At 44.9% G+C, this 14,479-nt stretch carries 16 protein-coding genes; 13 read left to right on the top strand and 3 right to left on the bottom strand.

Annotated features, from left to right (window positions below):
• Window positions 1–32: 32 nt before the first annotated feature.
• Window positions 33–479: a YtoQ family protein gene (locus M1M80_RS15445; protein ID WP_003237917.1), complete on the bottom strand. Its 447-nt coding sequence runs from the start codon at window positions 477–479 to the stop codon at window positions 33–35.
• Between the two features lie 77 nt (window positions 480–556).
• On the opposite strand from M1M80_RS15445, the gene M1M80_RS15440 reads away from it, so the two are divergent.
• The 13 genes from M1M80_RS15440 (at window position 557) to motS (ending at window position 12,652) form a co-directional block, all read left to right on the top strand.
• Complete coding sequence (locus M1M80_RS15440; protein ID WP_003237916.1) at window positions 557–673, top strand: hypothetical protein; 117 nt, start codon at window positions 557–559, stop codon at window positions 671–673.
• A 40-nt stretch (window positions 674–713) separates the two neighbouring features.
• Window positions 714–1,037, top strand: coding sequence for a thioredoxin family protein (locus M1M80_RS15435; RefSeq protein WP_003237915.1), 324 nt, complete (start codon window positions 714–716; stop codon window positions 1,035–1,037).
• A 15-nt stretch (window positions 1,038–1,052) separates the two neighbouring features.
• Window positions 1,053–1,862, top strand: a complete 810-nt coding sequence (locus M1M80_RS15430) for a DUF1444 domain-containing protein (protein WP_080429049.1) — start codon at window positions 1,053–1,055, stop codon at window positions 1,860–1,862.
• Window positions 1,863–1,877: 15 nt separating this feature from the next.
• Window positions 1,878–2,483, top strand: coding sequence for a YtpR family tRNA-binding protein (gene ytpR, locus M1M80_RS15425; protein ID WP_019259199.1), 606 nt, complete (start codon window positions 1,878–1,880; stop codon window positions 2,481–2,483).
• A gap of 159 nt (window positions 2,484–2,642) precedes the next feature.
• Window positions 2,643–5,495, top strand: coding sequence for a DNA translocase FtsK (locus M1M80_RS15420; RefSeq protein WP_060399290.1), 2,853 nt, complete (start codon window positions 2,643–2,645; stop codon window positions 5,493–5,495).
• 250 nt (window positions 5,496–5,745) lie between these two features.
• Window positions 5,746–7,044 carry a UDP-N-acetylmuramate--L-alanine ligase gene (gene murC, locus M1M80_RS15415; RefSeq protein WP_003237911.1) on the top strand — a complete coding sequence of 433 codons (1,299 nt, stop codon included), beginning with the start codon at window positions 5,746–5,748 and terminating at the stop codon, window positions 7,042–7,044.
• A 162-nt stretch (window positions 7,045–7,206) separates the two neighbouring features.
• Window positions 7,207–7,629, top strand: a complete 423-nt coding sequence (locus M1M80_RS15410) for a DUF948 domain-containing protein (protein ID WP_003237910.1) — start codon at window positions 7,207–7,209, stop codon at window positions 7,627–7,629.
• A 30-nt stretch (window positions 7,630–7,659) separates the two neighbouring features.
• A complete protein-coding gene (locus M1M80_RS15405) occupies window positions 7,660–8,115 on the top strand; it encodes a YtxH domain-containing protein (RefSeq protein ID WP_019259197.1) in 456 nt (151 codons plus the stop codon).
• Window positions 8,116–8,138: 23 nt separating this feature from the next.
• Window positions 8,139–8,465: a bacillithiol system redox-active protein YtxJ gene (ytxJ, locus tag M1M80_RS15400; RefSeq protein WP_003237908.1), complete on the top strand. Its 327-nt coding sequence runs from the start codon at window positions 8,139–8,141 to the stop codon at window positions 8,463–8,465.
• Window positions 8,466–8,701: 236 nt separating this feature from the next.
• Window positions 8,702–9,778, top strand: a complete 1,077-nt coding sequence (locus M1M80_RS15395; RefSeq protein ID WP_003223454.1) for a bifunctional 3-deoxy-7-phosphoheptulonate synthase/chorismate mutase — start codon at window positions 8,702–8,704, stop codon at window positions 9,776–9,778.
• A gap of 275 nt (window positions 9,779–10,053) precedes the next feature.
• Window positions 10,054–11,058, top strand: coding sequence for a catabolite control protein A (ccpA, locus tag M1M80_RS15390; RefSeq protein WP_003237907.1), 1,005 nt, complete (start codon window positions 10,054–10,056; stop codon window positions 11,056–11,058).
• Between the two features lie 63 nt (window positions 11,059–11,121).
• Window positions 11,122–11,940, top strand: coding sequence for a flagellar motor protein MotP (gene motP / locus M1M80_RS15385; protein WP_060400050.1), 819 nt, complete (start codon window positions 11,122–11,124; stop codon window positions 11,938–11,940).
• Window positions 11,930–12,652 (top strand): flagellar motor protein MotS, encoded by a 723-nt coding sequence (gene motS / locus M1M80_RS15380; RefSeq protein ID WP_060399289.1) that lies wholly within the window; start codon window positions 11,930–11,932, stop codon window positions 12,650–12,652. The genes motP and motS overlap by 11 nt, the downstream gene beginning before the upstream one ends.
• Before the next feature lie 11 nt (window positions 12,653–12,663).
• Here motS and M1M80_RS15375 read toward each other — a convergent pair whose 3' ends face one another.
• Window positions 12,664–13,830 (bottom strand): acetoin utilization protein AcuC, encoded by a 1,167-nt coding sequence (locus M1M80_RS15375; protein WP_060399288.1) that lies wholly within the window; start codon window positions 13,828–13,830, stop codon window positions 12,664–12,666.
• Entirely contained in the window at window positions 13,827–14,471 is a 645-nt protein-coding gene (locus tag M1M80_RS15370) for an acetoin utilization AcuB family protein (protein ID WP_060399287.1), read from the bottom strand. Before M1M80_RS15370 ends, M1M80_RS15375 begins: the two co-directional genes overlap by 4 nt.
• Between the last annotated feature and the right edge of the window lie 8 nt (window positions 14,472–14,479).

Below are 14,479 nucleotides of genomic sequence, written 5' to 3'. Positions count from 1 at the left end.
AGGCAGTTACCTCGGATCGACAAGCTTTTTTCTTATTCTGTTTCAAAGACATAGGAAAGGGCCTTAATGGCTTGGTTCACGGTTTCAACCGTTATATTTGCTTTGTTGGAAAGCTCTTTTAAAGGATGGTGGAGCGATTCCGGCCGGATGATAATCAGGGGTTTTCCTTTTGCGATCGCATATGATGCATCCATTGCCGTGTTCCACTGTTTGTATTTTTCGCCAAACAGGGCAATCACAAAGTCTGCTTTATTCATCAGGACGGCGGTTCTGAAGTTGTTCATGTCAGAGGCTTTGTCGTCCTTCAAAACGGCATTTGGCTGAACGCCCATAATTTCTTCTCCGATATTGTCTGAGCGGTCATGATTCTCCATCGGGCCGACAAACGTAATAGGCAGCTTCAGTGATTTTGTTTTCTCTTTGATTTCCTCGCGCCAATTGCTGTGGATTTCTCCTGCTAAATAGACGATAAACTCCATACTGAATCCCTCCTTATGTATGTCCATCTGTAAATTTTACCCTCATGTACAAGATGTTAAACGAAACGAGCTTGATAATGCAAATAAAATATGATAATGATAATGGGAAAGCCAATCTTACATATTCATTCGTTGCAAATAAGTGGTTTTGCCGCAAGCAGTTTGGTATGATCCAAATGGACGAGTATCGATAAAACAACATGTAAGAACATAAAACAACTGGAGGGATATGAAATGAAAAAAATTGAATCAACTCAAGAGCTGGAAAAAGCGGTAAAGGATGATTGGGCGGTATTTATGTTTTCAGCCGACTGGTGCCCTGATTGCCGTTTTGTAGAGCCTTTTCTGCCTGAACTGGAAGCGAACTTCCCTGAATTCACTTACTACTATGTAGACCGCGACAAATTCATTGATACGTGTGCAGAGTGGGAAATTTACGGGATCCCAAGCTTTGTCGTGTTTAATGAAGGAAAAGAAGTGAATCGTTTTGTGAGCAAAGACCGCAAAACAAAAGAAGAAATTGAACAGTTTTTAACTGACTCTCTCGCTAAAGCGTAAAGGAGGACATCTGGTTTGAAAATGACCTCAAGGAAGCTGTCAGATTTACTGATGCAGCGCCTTCAGCACGAGAATCGCTCCTTTCTGTTTGACAGAGAAAAAGACACCCTCCGTGTTGAGGATCAAACGACCAAAAAAGGAATTACGCTCGACCTGCCGCCGATTATTGCAAAATGGGAACTGAAAAAAGACGAAGCCATTGATGAGATTGTGTACTATGTCTCCGAAGCGATGACGGCAATGGAAGGGAAGGCTCAGGAAATGACCGGCAAGGAAAGCCGCATTTACCCGGTTATCCGCTCGACTTCTTTCCCGGACAAGTCCAGCGAAGATATTCCGCTCATCTATGACAATCATACCGCAGAGACAAGAATTTATTACGCGCTCGATCTCGGGAAAACCTACCGTTTAATTGATCAGCGCATGCTTGAGAAAGAAAACTGGACAAAAGAGCGAATCAGAGAGACGGCCGCATTTAATCTCCGTTCCCTGCCGACGGTTGTCAAAGAGGATACGGTTGCCGGCAATTTCTTTTATTTCTTCAGAGCAAACGACGGTTACGACGCCAGCCGGATTCTGAACGAAGCGGTTTTAAATGAGTACAAGCAACGTGCAGAAGGTGAACTGGCGATCTCTGTACCGCATCAGGACGTTCTGATTCTTGCTGACATCCGGAATGAATCGGGGTATGATATTCTAGGACAAATGTCGATGAGCTTCTTTGCAGGCGGCACCGTTCCGATTACCGCCCTTTCATTTTTGTACAATGAAGGAAAGCTGGAACCGGTGTTTATCCTGGCGAAAAGCCGTCCGAAAAAGGATTAGAAAGGATTTTTACTTATGAACGCTTTTTATAATAAAGAAGGTGTGGGAGATACGCTCCTAATCTCTCTTCAAGATGTGACACGCGAACAAATAGGCTATGAAAAGCACGGCGACGTCGTCAAAATCTTCAATAACGAAACAAAGGAAACAACGGGCTTCAACATTTTCAATGCGTCTTCTTACTTGACCATTGATGAAAACGGCCCTGTTGCGCTCTCAGAAACATTCGTGCAAGATGTGAATGAGATTCTAAACAGAAACGGCGTTGAAGAAACATTAGTCGTTGATTTATCTCCGAAGTTTGTTGTCGGATATGTGGAATCAAAAGAAAAACATCCGAATGCGGATAAATTAAGCGTATGTAAAGTCAATGTAGGAGAAGAAACGCTTCAGATCGTCTGCGGCGCGCCTAACGTTGATCAAGGCCAAAAAGTTGTCGTTGCCAAAGTCGGTGCCGTGATGCCGAGCGGACTTGTCATTAAGGATGCAGAGCTTCGCGGCGTTCCGTCAAGCGGAATGATCTGCTCAGCGAAAGAGCTCGCTTTGCCGGATGCCCCTGCTGAAAAAGGAATCCTCGTGTTAGAAGGAGATCATGAGGCGGGAGACGCATTTCAGTTCTAGACTCCCATAAATCCGCCCAAAAAAACGAATCATGTGAAAAGCCGCTAAGCCCTTGTTTAGCGGCTTTGTTTTTGCTGAAAGCTTAATCTTTTCTGGGCCGACCAGCAGTGGTATACTAAAAACCGTCCCAGAAAACTATAAGGGAGTTAGAGATAAATTATGAGTTGGCTTCATAAATTTTTTGATTTGTTTTTAGGCGAGAGCGAAGAGGATGCTGAACGGGGGACAAAACCCGCTCAAATTCCGCAGCAACAAGAAGTACATCAACATCACCCTGAAGGACAACTAAAAAGGTTGGAAGATCCTAAAATATATTATGAATATCCAAAAGGCAAGTTCCGTTTTCCAATCGTGCCTGACGGATACAAAAATCAAGACCTGAGAAGGCGCCGCGCACCATCGGACGAACCGAAATCCGCGCCTCGTCCAAGCGCCGCACCATACAGAGAACGTCCCAAAGATGAAAAAGAGCAGCATACATACCAAACATCAGAGCCGGCGAAGAAACCGTTTAAACCGACAAATATCCCTTCGCCTATATATGGATTCAATCAAAAACCATCCGTCAAAAAGGATGTGCCAAAACAGCCTTCTGAAACATTGAAGGCACCGGACAAATCTGAAAAAGAGAAGGTAACACTGCTGTCAGAAGAAATCGAACGTGAACGCGGCTATCCTGCTCCAGACAGACCGGTACAGCACGTGAAAGAACGACCTTTCTTTCCGGATACCCAATTCGAAGAACAGCCTTCTGGCACCTTAGACGGAACGGCTGCAGAGCGTGACGAAGCGCTGGCGCAGCGTCCAGCCGAAGAGCCGTTAGACAACAGAATGTCATCTGCATCCGTCATCGAGAAGATGGAAAAAGAGGAGTCTTTCAACCATGCTGATCATAATAAAGAGCAAACAGAACCTACGACACTGGCAGATACGGTGGCTGAGGCACAAGAAGACCTTTCAGGCCGTGAAAACATCATGCCTGTAACGGCTGAGATTCAAGAAGAACAAAGGGAACAACAGCCAGAGAAAGTAGAAGAGCCTGTCTTCCGCGCTGAACATGATGAAGAGCAACCAGAACCTGAGTCTCTGACAGAGGCAGTATCTGAGTGCGAAGAATCAAAAGAGCCGTCACACAGCACAGTAAATGCTCATGACGAAATCGCGGCAGCTGCTGAGGCCCCATCTGTTCAAGAAGAACAAACGGAAATTCAACAGGAAGAGCCTTCCTTATTTGCTGACCAAGCATATGAGTCTCTGACTCAAACGGAAACTGAGGCTAAAGAATCAGAAGAGCCATCAGATAGCATAATAAACAATCAGTACGAAATCCCAGCAGATGCTGAGGACACAAAGATAGACATTCAGGCAGAAAGCCTTACAGAATCGGAGCAGGGTTCCGAACCGTTTTTGGCAGCCCATGAAAATCACCAGGAAATCCATGCGGGAGAAACACATGCATCTATAGCGGAACCGCAAAAAAAGCCTGTCATGCAGGAGAAACGTGCTGAACGAAGCGCATCTCTTCAAAAAGGGCCGTCCGTTCCTTTTAATGTCATGATGCTGAAAAGAGATACGCATAAACAGCAAAAAGCAGAGGAGCGCCGCGGCAGCTATGTGTTTCCGAATGTCGCACTGCTGGATGTCCCGCCAGCGCAAGTTCAGGACGATACTGCGTGGATCGAAGAACAGCGCCAGCTTCTTGATTTGACCCTGAAAAATTTCAATGTCCGCGCCAATGTGGTCCATGTGACCCAGGGGCCGTCTGTCACGAGGTTTGAAGTGCATCCTGAACCAGGCGTAAAGGTGAATAAAATCACCAACTTGTCTGATGATATTAAACTCAGCCTGTCTGCAAGAGATATTCGGATTGAAGCGCCGATTCCGGGGAAAAACACGATCGGAATAGAAGTGCCGAACCGCACGAGCAAGATGGTTGATTTGCGCCAGATGATTCGCAGCTCCGCTTTTAGGACAAGCAAGTCACCGCTCACGGCTGCGCTGGGATTGGATATCTCAGGAAATCCCGTCGTTATCGACTTAAAGAAAATGCCGCATGGCTTGATTGCCGGCGCTACGGGCTCGGGAAAAAGCGTATGCATTAACACAATATTAGTCAGCCTGCTTTATAAAGCTGATCCGAGTGAAGTAAAGGTGCTGCTGATTGATCCGAAAATGGTAGAGCTCGCCCCTTACAATAAAATTCCTCATCTCGTCAGCCCGGTCATTACTGACGCCAAAGCGGCTACCGCTGCTTTAAAATGGGTCGTTGAGGAAATGGAGCGGCGTTATGAGCTGTTTGCCCATTCCGGTGTACGCGACATTGACCGTTTTAATCAATTAACCGCTGATCACCAAATGGGCGAAAAGCTGCCGTATTTAGTGGTGGTTATTGATGAGCTTGCTGATTTGATGATGGTGGCTCCAAATGATGTCGAAGAGAGCATTGCGCGGATCGCCCAAAAAGCCAGAGCATGTGGAATCCATCTGCTCGTCGCGACTCAGCGGCCGTCAGTCGATGTCATTACAGGTCTGATTAAGGCAAATATCCCGACGAGAATCGCATTTTCTGTCTCAAGCCAGGTTGATTCACGAACGATCATTGACATAGCCGGTGCGGAAAAGCTTCTCGGAAAAGGGGATATGCTCTTTTTGGAAAACGGTTCAGGAAAACCTGTCCGCCTGCAGGGAAACTTTGTGTCGGACCGCGAAATCGACCGCGTCGTTTCCCACGTCAGAAACCAAATGCCGCCAACCTATTTATTTGAACAAGAAGAGCTGGTAAGACAAGGATCAGCCTTGAAAGAAGAGGATGAACTGTTTTACGAAGCATGTGAGTTTGTTGTTGAACAAAACAGCGCGAGCACTTCAAGCCTGCAAAGAAGATTCAGAATCGGATACAATCGCGCGGCAAGGCTGATCGATATGATGGAAGCGGAAGGCATGATCTCTGAGGCAAAAGGAAGCAAGCCTCGTGAGGTGCTGATCACAGCAAGTGATTTAATAAACGAATAATATGGGTTCATTTTCACACTAAACATGGTATGATAGTGTTTAGAGCATTTAACAGCTATGCCGCTTTACAGCAGATGCGCATAGACAAATCTTGATATTCAGGTTTAATCGGAAAGAAATAACCGGATACTGAACATAACAAAACATATATAAATACGCCGCTAAGGGCGGCTTTTCAGCCGCCGCGGTCGCAAATTGAAATGAGCGTCATATACTGGGGAACAGATAGACGTTTGTTGGAGGTACAATTATGACTGTTTATCATTTTGTTGGAATAAAAGGGACCGGTATGAGTCCGCTTGCCCAAATACTTCATGATAATGGATATACTGTCCAAGGATCGGATATCGAAAAATTTATTTTTACGCAAACTGCGCTTGAAAAAAGAAACATTACAATTCTTCCTTTTAGCGCGGATAATATCAAACCCGGCATGACAGTCATCGCCGGAAACGCATTCCCAGACACGCATCCAGAGATTGAAAAAGCCATGTCTGATGGAATTCCGGTGATACGTTATCATAAGTTTTTAGGCGACTATATGAAAAAATTCACCAGTGTTGCTGTTACAGGCGCACACGGCAAAACGTCAACTACGGGTCTGCTGGCTCACGTGATCCAAAACGCAAAACCGACGTCTTTCTTAATCGGGGACGGAACAGGCCAGGGAAATGAAAACAGCGAATACTTTGTGTTTGAAGCGTGCGAATACCGCCGCCATTTCTTAAGCTATCAGCCTGACTACGCGATCATGACGAATATTGATTTTGATCACCCTGATTACTTCTCGAGCATTGACGATGTGTTTGACGCTTTCCAAGAGATGGCTCTTCAAGTCAACAAAGGCATTATTGCCTGCGGCGACGATGAGCATCTGCCGAAAATCCATGCGAACGTCCCAGTTGTGTATTACGGCACGGGGGAAGAGAATGATTTTCAAGCCAGAAACATCGTAAAAAGCACGGAAGGGACAACTTTCGATGTATTTGTCCGCAATACATTCTATGATACGTTTTATATTCCTGCGTATGGCCACCACAATGTCTTAAACTCATTGGCGGTCATTGCGTTATGCCATTATGAAGAAATCGATGCCAGCGTTATTAAGCACGGCCTCAAATCATTCGGCGGCGTCAAACGCAGATTCAATGAGAAACAGCTCGGAAACCAAGTGTTAATTGATGACTACGCTCATCACCCGACAGAAATAAAGGTAACGATTGAGGCGGCAAGACAGAAATACCCTGATCGTGAAATCGTCGCGGTATTCCAGCCTCATACATTTACGCGGACGCAGCAATTCCTTGACGAATTCGCAGAAAGCCTGAGCGGGGCTGACTGTGTGTACTTATGCGATATTTTCGGTTCAGCCCGGGAGAATGCAGGAAAGCTGACGATCGGCGACCTGCAGGGAAAAATTCATAATGCCAAGCTGATTGAAGAAGATGACACATCTGTTTTAAAAGCTCATGATAAAGCCGTTCTTATCTTTATGGGAGCAGGAGATATCCAAAAATATATGAGAGCCTACGAAAACGTCATGGCATAATAAAAAGCAGTGATCTCACTGCTTTTTATTTATCTGATGGAAAAGCTTGTTAAAGGATTTTTTTACATAATGGAGAAATAATATGTATACAGCCCAGTACACATGTTTATGATTTAAGAAAACGGGTAAACAGCAGTATATCCTGCAGCAAGGAGGTTTGAGATGATTATTATTCTTTATTTAAGCGTTGCACTCATCGCAGTCGCATTTCTCGTATTAGTGATCTACTTGTCTAAAACATTGAAGTCACTGCAGCTGACACTAAAGCATGTTGCATCCACTCTCGAAGGGCTGGAGGGACAAATGAAAGGCATCACAACTGAAACAGCCGAGCTTTTACATAAGACCAACCGCCTGGCTGAAGATATTCAGGAAAAATCCGAAAAGCTGAACACGGTCGTTCATGCTGTTCAAGGGGTGGGAACTTCTGTACAGCAGTTCAATACATCCATGAAACAGGCGGCAGGGTCTGTATCGGCATCAGTAAGAGAAAATCAAGACAAAATCAATCAAGTTGTCACATGGAGCCAAGCAGCGATGGAAATTTGGGCGAAATGGAAGCAAAAGAAAAAATCAGCTCTGTAAGAGAAAAAAACACTATGAGGAGGAATAATGATGAGCAAAGATGGAATTAATAGTAAAGATTTTTTAATCGGAACTTTAATCGGGGGAATCATCGGTGCCACTACCGCTCTTTTTCTAGCGCCTAAATCAGGCAAAGAACTTCGTGATGATCTTGGCAGCCAAGCTGTTGCTTTGCGGGACAAAACTGACAAAATGACGGCTGATGCGAAGGAAAAAGGCACGCAATATGTCAGCATCGCTAAAGACAAAACATCGAACATCACACAGCTTGTAGCGGATCAGTCAGGGCAGATCATGAACAAGGTGAAGGATTTAAGAGACCGTTCCAAATCTGCAAAAACGGATTCATCAACCGCAATGCAAGATATGAGAGAAGAAGCGATGCAGGCGGCCGACGAAACAAAAGATCAAGTCCTCCAAACGAAAGAAGATGTAAAAGACGAACTGAAAGATGCACAAAAACAGGCCGAGCATATCAATCGCTGAGCTGGGAAGGAAGTTCTTGAGTAATGGCAAAACAGCTTATTCAATCTGAGGAAGAATTTAAACGGATTGCAGAACAGGAAGGCACTTTCGTCTTCTTTAAACACAGCATCACATGCCCGATCAGCCAGGCAGCATTTCATGAGTTTGATGCCTTTGCAAATCAGCATGAGGATGTGCGGGCTTACTATCTGCAAGTACAAGATGCCCGTCCGCTGTCAAATTTCATCGCAGAAACATACGGTGTAAAGCACGAAAGCCCTCAGGTTTTCGTCATCCAAAACGGTGAAGTGAAATGGCATACCTCACATTCACAAATTACAGAAGCGGCCATTGAGCAGCATTTGTCATAGAAAAAAGCGTCCAGATATGATCTGGCGCTTTTTTTTTTGAAAAAACCCTTGAACATTGCCCTCACATCATGTAGGATAACTTCATAGATTACTTTATCACTTAAAAGCGTTTGGGTAATAAAGTAGAGTTTTTATAAAATTTTTTGTATTTCAGTATTTCCATTTGGAATTACTTATAGTAAGATGCATGATAACTACAAAATAAAAAATGAATGTGCAGGGAAAGGATGAAAAAAATGAGCAACACAGAATTAGAGCTTTTAAGGCAGAAAGCAGACGAATTAAATCTACAAATTCTAAAATTAATCAACGAACGCGGAAATGTTGTAAAAGAGATCGGTAAAGCGAAGGAAGCACAGGGTGTCAATCGATTTGACCCTGTCAGAGAACGCACAATGTTAAACAACATCATTGAAAACAATGACGGGCCGTTCGAAAATTCTACCATCCAGCACATTTTTAAAGAGATATTCAAAGCCGGTTTAGAGCTTCAGGAAGAAGATCACAGCAAAGCGCTGCTCGTCTCCCGCAAGAAAAAACCTGAAGATACAATTGTTGATATCAAAGGTGAAAAAATCGGAGACGGCCAGCAAAGATTCATCGTCGGTCCATGCGCAGTAGAGAGCTACGAGCAGGTGGCTGAAGTGGCTGCAGCTGCGAAAAAACAAGGAATTAAAATTTTGCGCGGGGGAGCCTTTAAGCCTCGTACGAGCCCATACGATTTCCAAGGGCTTGGAGTTGAAGGTCTTCAAATTTTAAAACGTGTAGCGGACGAATTTGATCTGGCAGTTATCAGTGAAATTGTAACACCGGCTCATATCGAAGAAGCGCTGGACTACATTGATGTCATTCAAATCGGAGCACGCAACATGCAAAACTTCGAATTGCTGAAAGCGGCCGGCGCAGTGAAAAAGCCAGTGCTTCTGAAGCGCGGACTTGCTGCAACGATCTCTGAATTCATCAATGCCGCTGAATACATCATGTCACAAGGAAACGACCAAATCATCCTTTGTGAGCGGGGTATCAGAACATACGAAACAGCAACGAGAAATACGCTGGATATTTCTGCTGTGCCGATTTTGAAACAAGAAACGCATTTGCCTGTCTTTGTCGATGTAACGCATTCAACTGGCCGCCGTGACCTCTTGCTTCCGACAGCTAAAGCTGCTTTAGCGATCGGCGCAGACGGCGTAATGGCTGAGGTTCACCCTGATCCGTCAGTCGCACTTTCTGACTCTGCTCAGCAAATGGCGATTCCTGAATTCGAAAAATGGCTGAATGAATTGAAACCAATGGTGAAAGTCAACGCTTAATTGAACAATACAAAAGGCCGCGTCTGCGGCCTTTTTTTATGCTTTCTCGTTTATTTAGTTATAAAACCCAAGTATACGTTTTCATCATCTATAAAAACGTGTATAATTTCATGAGAAGTATTTAAATTTGATGAATAATGAAAAATAATGTACACTACTGACTTACGCTTACAAATCATAAACGACATAAATTCGGACATTATGACATTTCTCTACATAAAGTGTTTATGCTATAGATAAGGATAAGTGTATCCAGTAAAAGGAGTGGTTTTAGGATGAGCAATATTACGATCTACGACGTAGCGAGAGAAGCTAATGTAAGCATGGCAACCGTTTCCCGTGTCGTGAACGGCAACCCGAATGTAAAACCGACAACGCGGAAAAAAGTCTTGGAAGCGATTGACCGTCTCGGCTACCGTCCAAACGCGGTGGCAAGAGGACTGGCAAGCAAAAAAACAACAACTGTAGGTGTCATCATTCCCGATATCTCAAGCATTTTCTATTCAGAGCTTGCACGCGGAATTGAAGATATCGCGACAATGTATAAATACAACATCATTTTGAGCAACTCTGACCAAAACCTGGAGAAAGAGCTGCACCTGTTAAACACAATGCTGGGCAAACAAGTGGACGGCATCGTGTTTATGGGCGGTAACATTACGGATGAGCATGTTGCGGAATTTAAACGCTCCCCAGTGCCGATTGTACTTGCCGCTTCTGTAGAAGAGCAGGGGGAAACACCGTCAGTCGCCATCGATTACGAACAGGCGATTTATGATGCAGTGAAGCTTTTGGTTGATAAAGGACATACAGAAATTGCATTCGTATCCGGACCAATGACAGAACCGATCAACCGCTCGAAAAAACTGCAAGGCTACAAACGTGCGCTTGAAGAAGCGAACCTTCCGTTTAATGAACAATTTGTCGCTGAAGGGGATTACACATATGATTCCGGACTTGAAGCGCTGCAGCATTTGATGAGCCTGGACAAAAAACCGACAGCCATTCTTTCTGCAACGGATGAAATGGCACTCGGCATTATCCATGCCGCTCAGGATCAAGGCTTATCAATTCCTGAGGATCTCGACATTATCGGCTTTGATAATACAAGATTAAGCCTCATGGTTCGTCCGCAGCTTTCAACAGTTGTTCAGCCGACATATGATATTGGCGCCGTTGCGATGAGACTGCTGACAAAGCTCATGAATAAAGAGCCGGTTGAAGAGCATATCGTCGAACTGCCGCACCGTATAGAGTTAAGACAGTCAACCAAGTCATAAGAAAAACAAGAGAGCAAGCTTCACCTCTAAGGTGAATTCTTGCTTTTTTCATGGGGAGAAATGATGAAACGTTTTGATTATCTTACACCTGTTGGTTTTGTGTTAGGAACGATTATTATTGTGATCGGAATTATTTCAGGATCGGGAGTAAGCGGTTTCCGCTCTTTTCTTGATCTGACCTCTTTCTTCATCGTAACAGGGGGGCTTTGCGCCGCTGTTTTTATCAGTTTTCCGCCGAAAGAGCTGAAAAAAGCGCCGTCTGTGTTAAAGCAGGCATTTATCCGCCAGGAAGACAATGTGAAAGACCTTGTGAAAACCTTTGTCTCTCTTTCTGATCATGCGCGAAAACACGGGCTTTTATCATTGGATGATCAGGCTCGGGAGATCAAAGATCCATTTTTGAAAAAAGGGCTGCTTTTAGCAATTGACGGCTGGGATGAAGAAACGATTCGGCTCGTCATGGACTCAGAAATCGCAGCAATGGAGGAACGGCACCGCAAAGGACGGCGTGTTTTTGAAAAAGCGGGTGAATTCGCTCCGGCATGGGGCATGATCGGAACGCTCGTCGGGCTCGTGCTGATGCTCAAAAACTTAAATGATCCACAAATGCTTGGACCGAATATGGCCGTTGCGCTTCTGACGACCTTATATGGGTCATTGCTGGCAAACATGGTGTTCAACCCGATTGCGGCTAAGCTCGAAGAAAAAACAGAAAGTGAAATCTTCATCAAGCAGGTAATGGTTGAGGGCATTATCGGAATCCAATCCGGTAAAAACCCTCGCAATCTCGAAAGCCAGCTTGTCGTTTTCAGCTCCCGGGAAGAATGGCAGAAGCAGCCGAATCAAGTAAAAACAAAAAAGGGATCTGTACATGAAGCTTAGAAGAGAACGTTTTGAAAGAAGGAATGGAAGCGGGAAAAACAGTCAATCTTCATCCAGCTGGATGGTCACCTTTACAGATCTGATTACCTTGATCCTTGTGTTCTTTATTTTACTTTTTTCGATGTCCCAAATCGATCTGCAAAAATTTAAAGCCGCAGTCGATTCGATCCAAAAGGAAGGCGGCGGGCTCCAGCCGGACCAAACGTCCATAGAAAAAAAGGATACAGCGCCAGCCGATGCGGAGAAGCAAGAGGATCAGCAGGATCAGCTTCTCAAGAAAGTAAATACATATATAAAAGACAATCATTTGAAGGCCACAGCCAAACGGGATGAACGCGGTGTCGTGCTCGTTCTGCAGGAGGCTGTGCTGTTTGATACAGGTGAGGCAAAGGTGCTGAAAAATGCCGAAACACTTCTCCACCAAATTGCCGTTCTTCTTCAAACCATTCCAAATGACATTCAGGTGGAGGGCCATACAGACAGCCGAAATATTTCGACATACCGATACCCGTCTAACTGGGAGCTGTCAGCAGCACGGGCGAGCGGAGTCATTCAATATTTCACATCAAAAGAGAATCTTCCATCGAAGCGCTTTATCGCTGTCGGTTATGCGGATACAAAGCCTGTAAAGGATAACAAGACAAACGAACACATGAAGGAAAACCGGCGTGTGGAAATTGTGATCAAAAAATCAAAAACGACCTCTTCGTGAAGGTCGTTTTTTTACTTTGTTCTTTGCTGCTGCTCAGATCGTATTGCATATAATGCTTTGCTGACAGTTTGAGCATTTTTTTCTGTAATTTCGGGCTTGCGGGGAATTGGAGGATATAAATCGTCCGGATCGCTCCAGCTGGACGGAAGGGTAACAGGGCATTGTTTTTGCCACTTAGCGATCCATTCGGGCGGGATATCGCGTCCGGGATCAATTCCCTTCATTTCAAGCCAAATTCTGGCCCAGGCGCGGGGCACGACACGCCAAATATCATATCCGCCGCCCCCGACTGCAATCCATTTCCCTCCGCAATATTGATGCGCTAAAGTGTGTGCAAGCCGGGGAATTTCTTCGTATATGTTGATAGTCGCAGATAAATGCGTCAGCGGGTCATAGTAATGGGCATCGGCGCCGTTTTGGCTGATAATGACATCCGGCTGAAAATAAGCCGCAACTTCTGAAGCTGCTGTCTGGTAAGCCTCAAGAAAAGAGTCATCCTCTGTAAAAGCGTCAAGCGGGATATTAAAAGAATAGCCATATCCTTTTCCACTGCCTTTTTCCTGGACTTGGCCGGTTCCGGGGAATAAATACCTTCCTGTTTCATGAATAGACAGCGTGCATACGTCAGGGTTATCGTAAAACGTAAATTGCACACCGTCCCCGTGGTGGGCGTCGGTATCAATATAAAGTACCCTGGCGCTGTATTTTTTCTGAATATATTGAATCGCCACAGCGCTGTCATTATATATGCAAAACCCTGAAGCTCTCCCACGAAAGCCGTGATGAAGGCCTCCTCCAAGGTTTGCCGCATGCAGGGCTTGTCCCGACATTACCCAGTCTGCGGCCGTTAAGGTGCCGCCGACTAAGAGTGATGCAGCTTCATGCATGCCTGCAAAGACAGGTGTATCTTCTGTGCCGAGCCCGTAGCTTTCTCCTTCTTCAGCGGGAAGTTTTCCTGCACCTGCAAGCTTTACCGCCTGAATGTAATCGTCTGTGTGGACAAGAGCAAGCTCCTCTTCTGCCGCGAGTCTTGGACTGACAATGTCTCCATCATCAAAGGCATTGATCGTCTTAAGCAAATCGTATGTTAACAGAACCCGCTGCTGATTAAATGGATGTTCCTGATGAAACATATAGGTTTGATAGGATGGAGAATAGATAAATACGCTGTCTCTCATAGCAGATCCCTTTGCTCTGCCGGCCAGACGACGTGATGACCATTTCTTTGTAATGCCTGCAAAAACGGCAGCGGATTCATCGTTTTTACACGGAAGACAAGCACTTTCACACCGGAATCATCATGCGGATAGACAAGCACACTCAATATTTTTACTTGAAGGTCTTGGCAAAGGCTGCTGATTTGCGCAAGGCTTTTGGTGATGTCGTTTACTTTTATTTCAATTTGCGACCCCGGCTGGTCAGCGCCTGTCAATTTGACAAATGTCCGCAGCAAATCCGTTTTTGTCAAAATGCCTATTAATTTTTGATGCTGTACCACTGGAAGACAGCCGATGCCATGCTCGTAGAACACGGCAGATATTTCTTCGACAAAATCAAGCGGGTGGGCGCAGACGACATCTTTTTTCATAATTGAATCTACGCTTCGTGTGAGAAATCGGCTTCGTTTGCTTTCTTCAAAAATACTCGGGCTGGCCTGTTTCATGTCTCTGTCTGTAATCATGCCGATCACATGGCGGTCTTCATCTACAACAGGCAGATGCCTGATATGGAATTCCTTCAGTTTGCATATTGCTGTTTCAAGCGTATCCGTCTTCGTTAATGTAATGACATCCCTTTTCATGATTTGCTCAACAATCATTATTTTTT

Source organism: Bacillus inaquosorum (assembly GCF_023238325.1).
GTDB lineage: Bacteria > Bacillota > Bacilli > Bacillales > Bacillaceae > Bacillus > Bacillus inaquosorum.
Note: the sequence above shows the minus strand (reverse complement) of the source record. Positions and strands in the feature narration are given on the sequence as shown.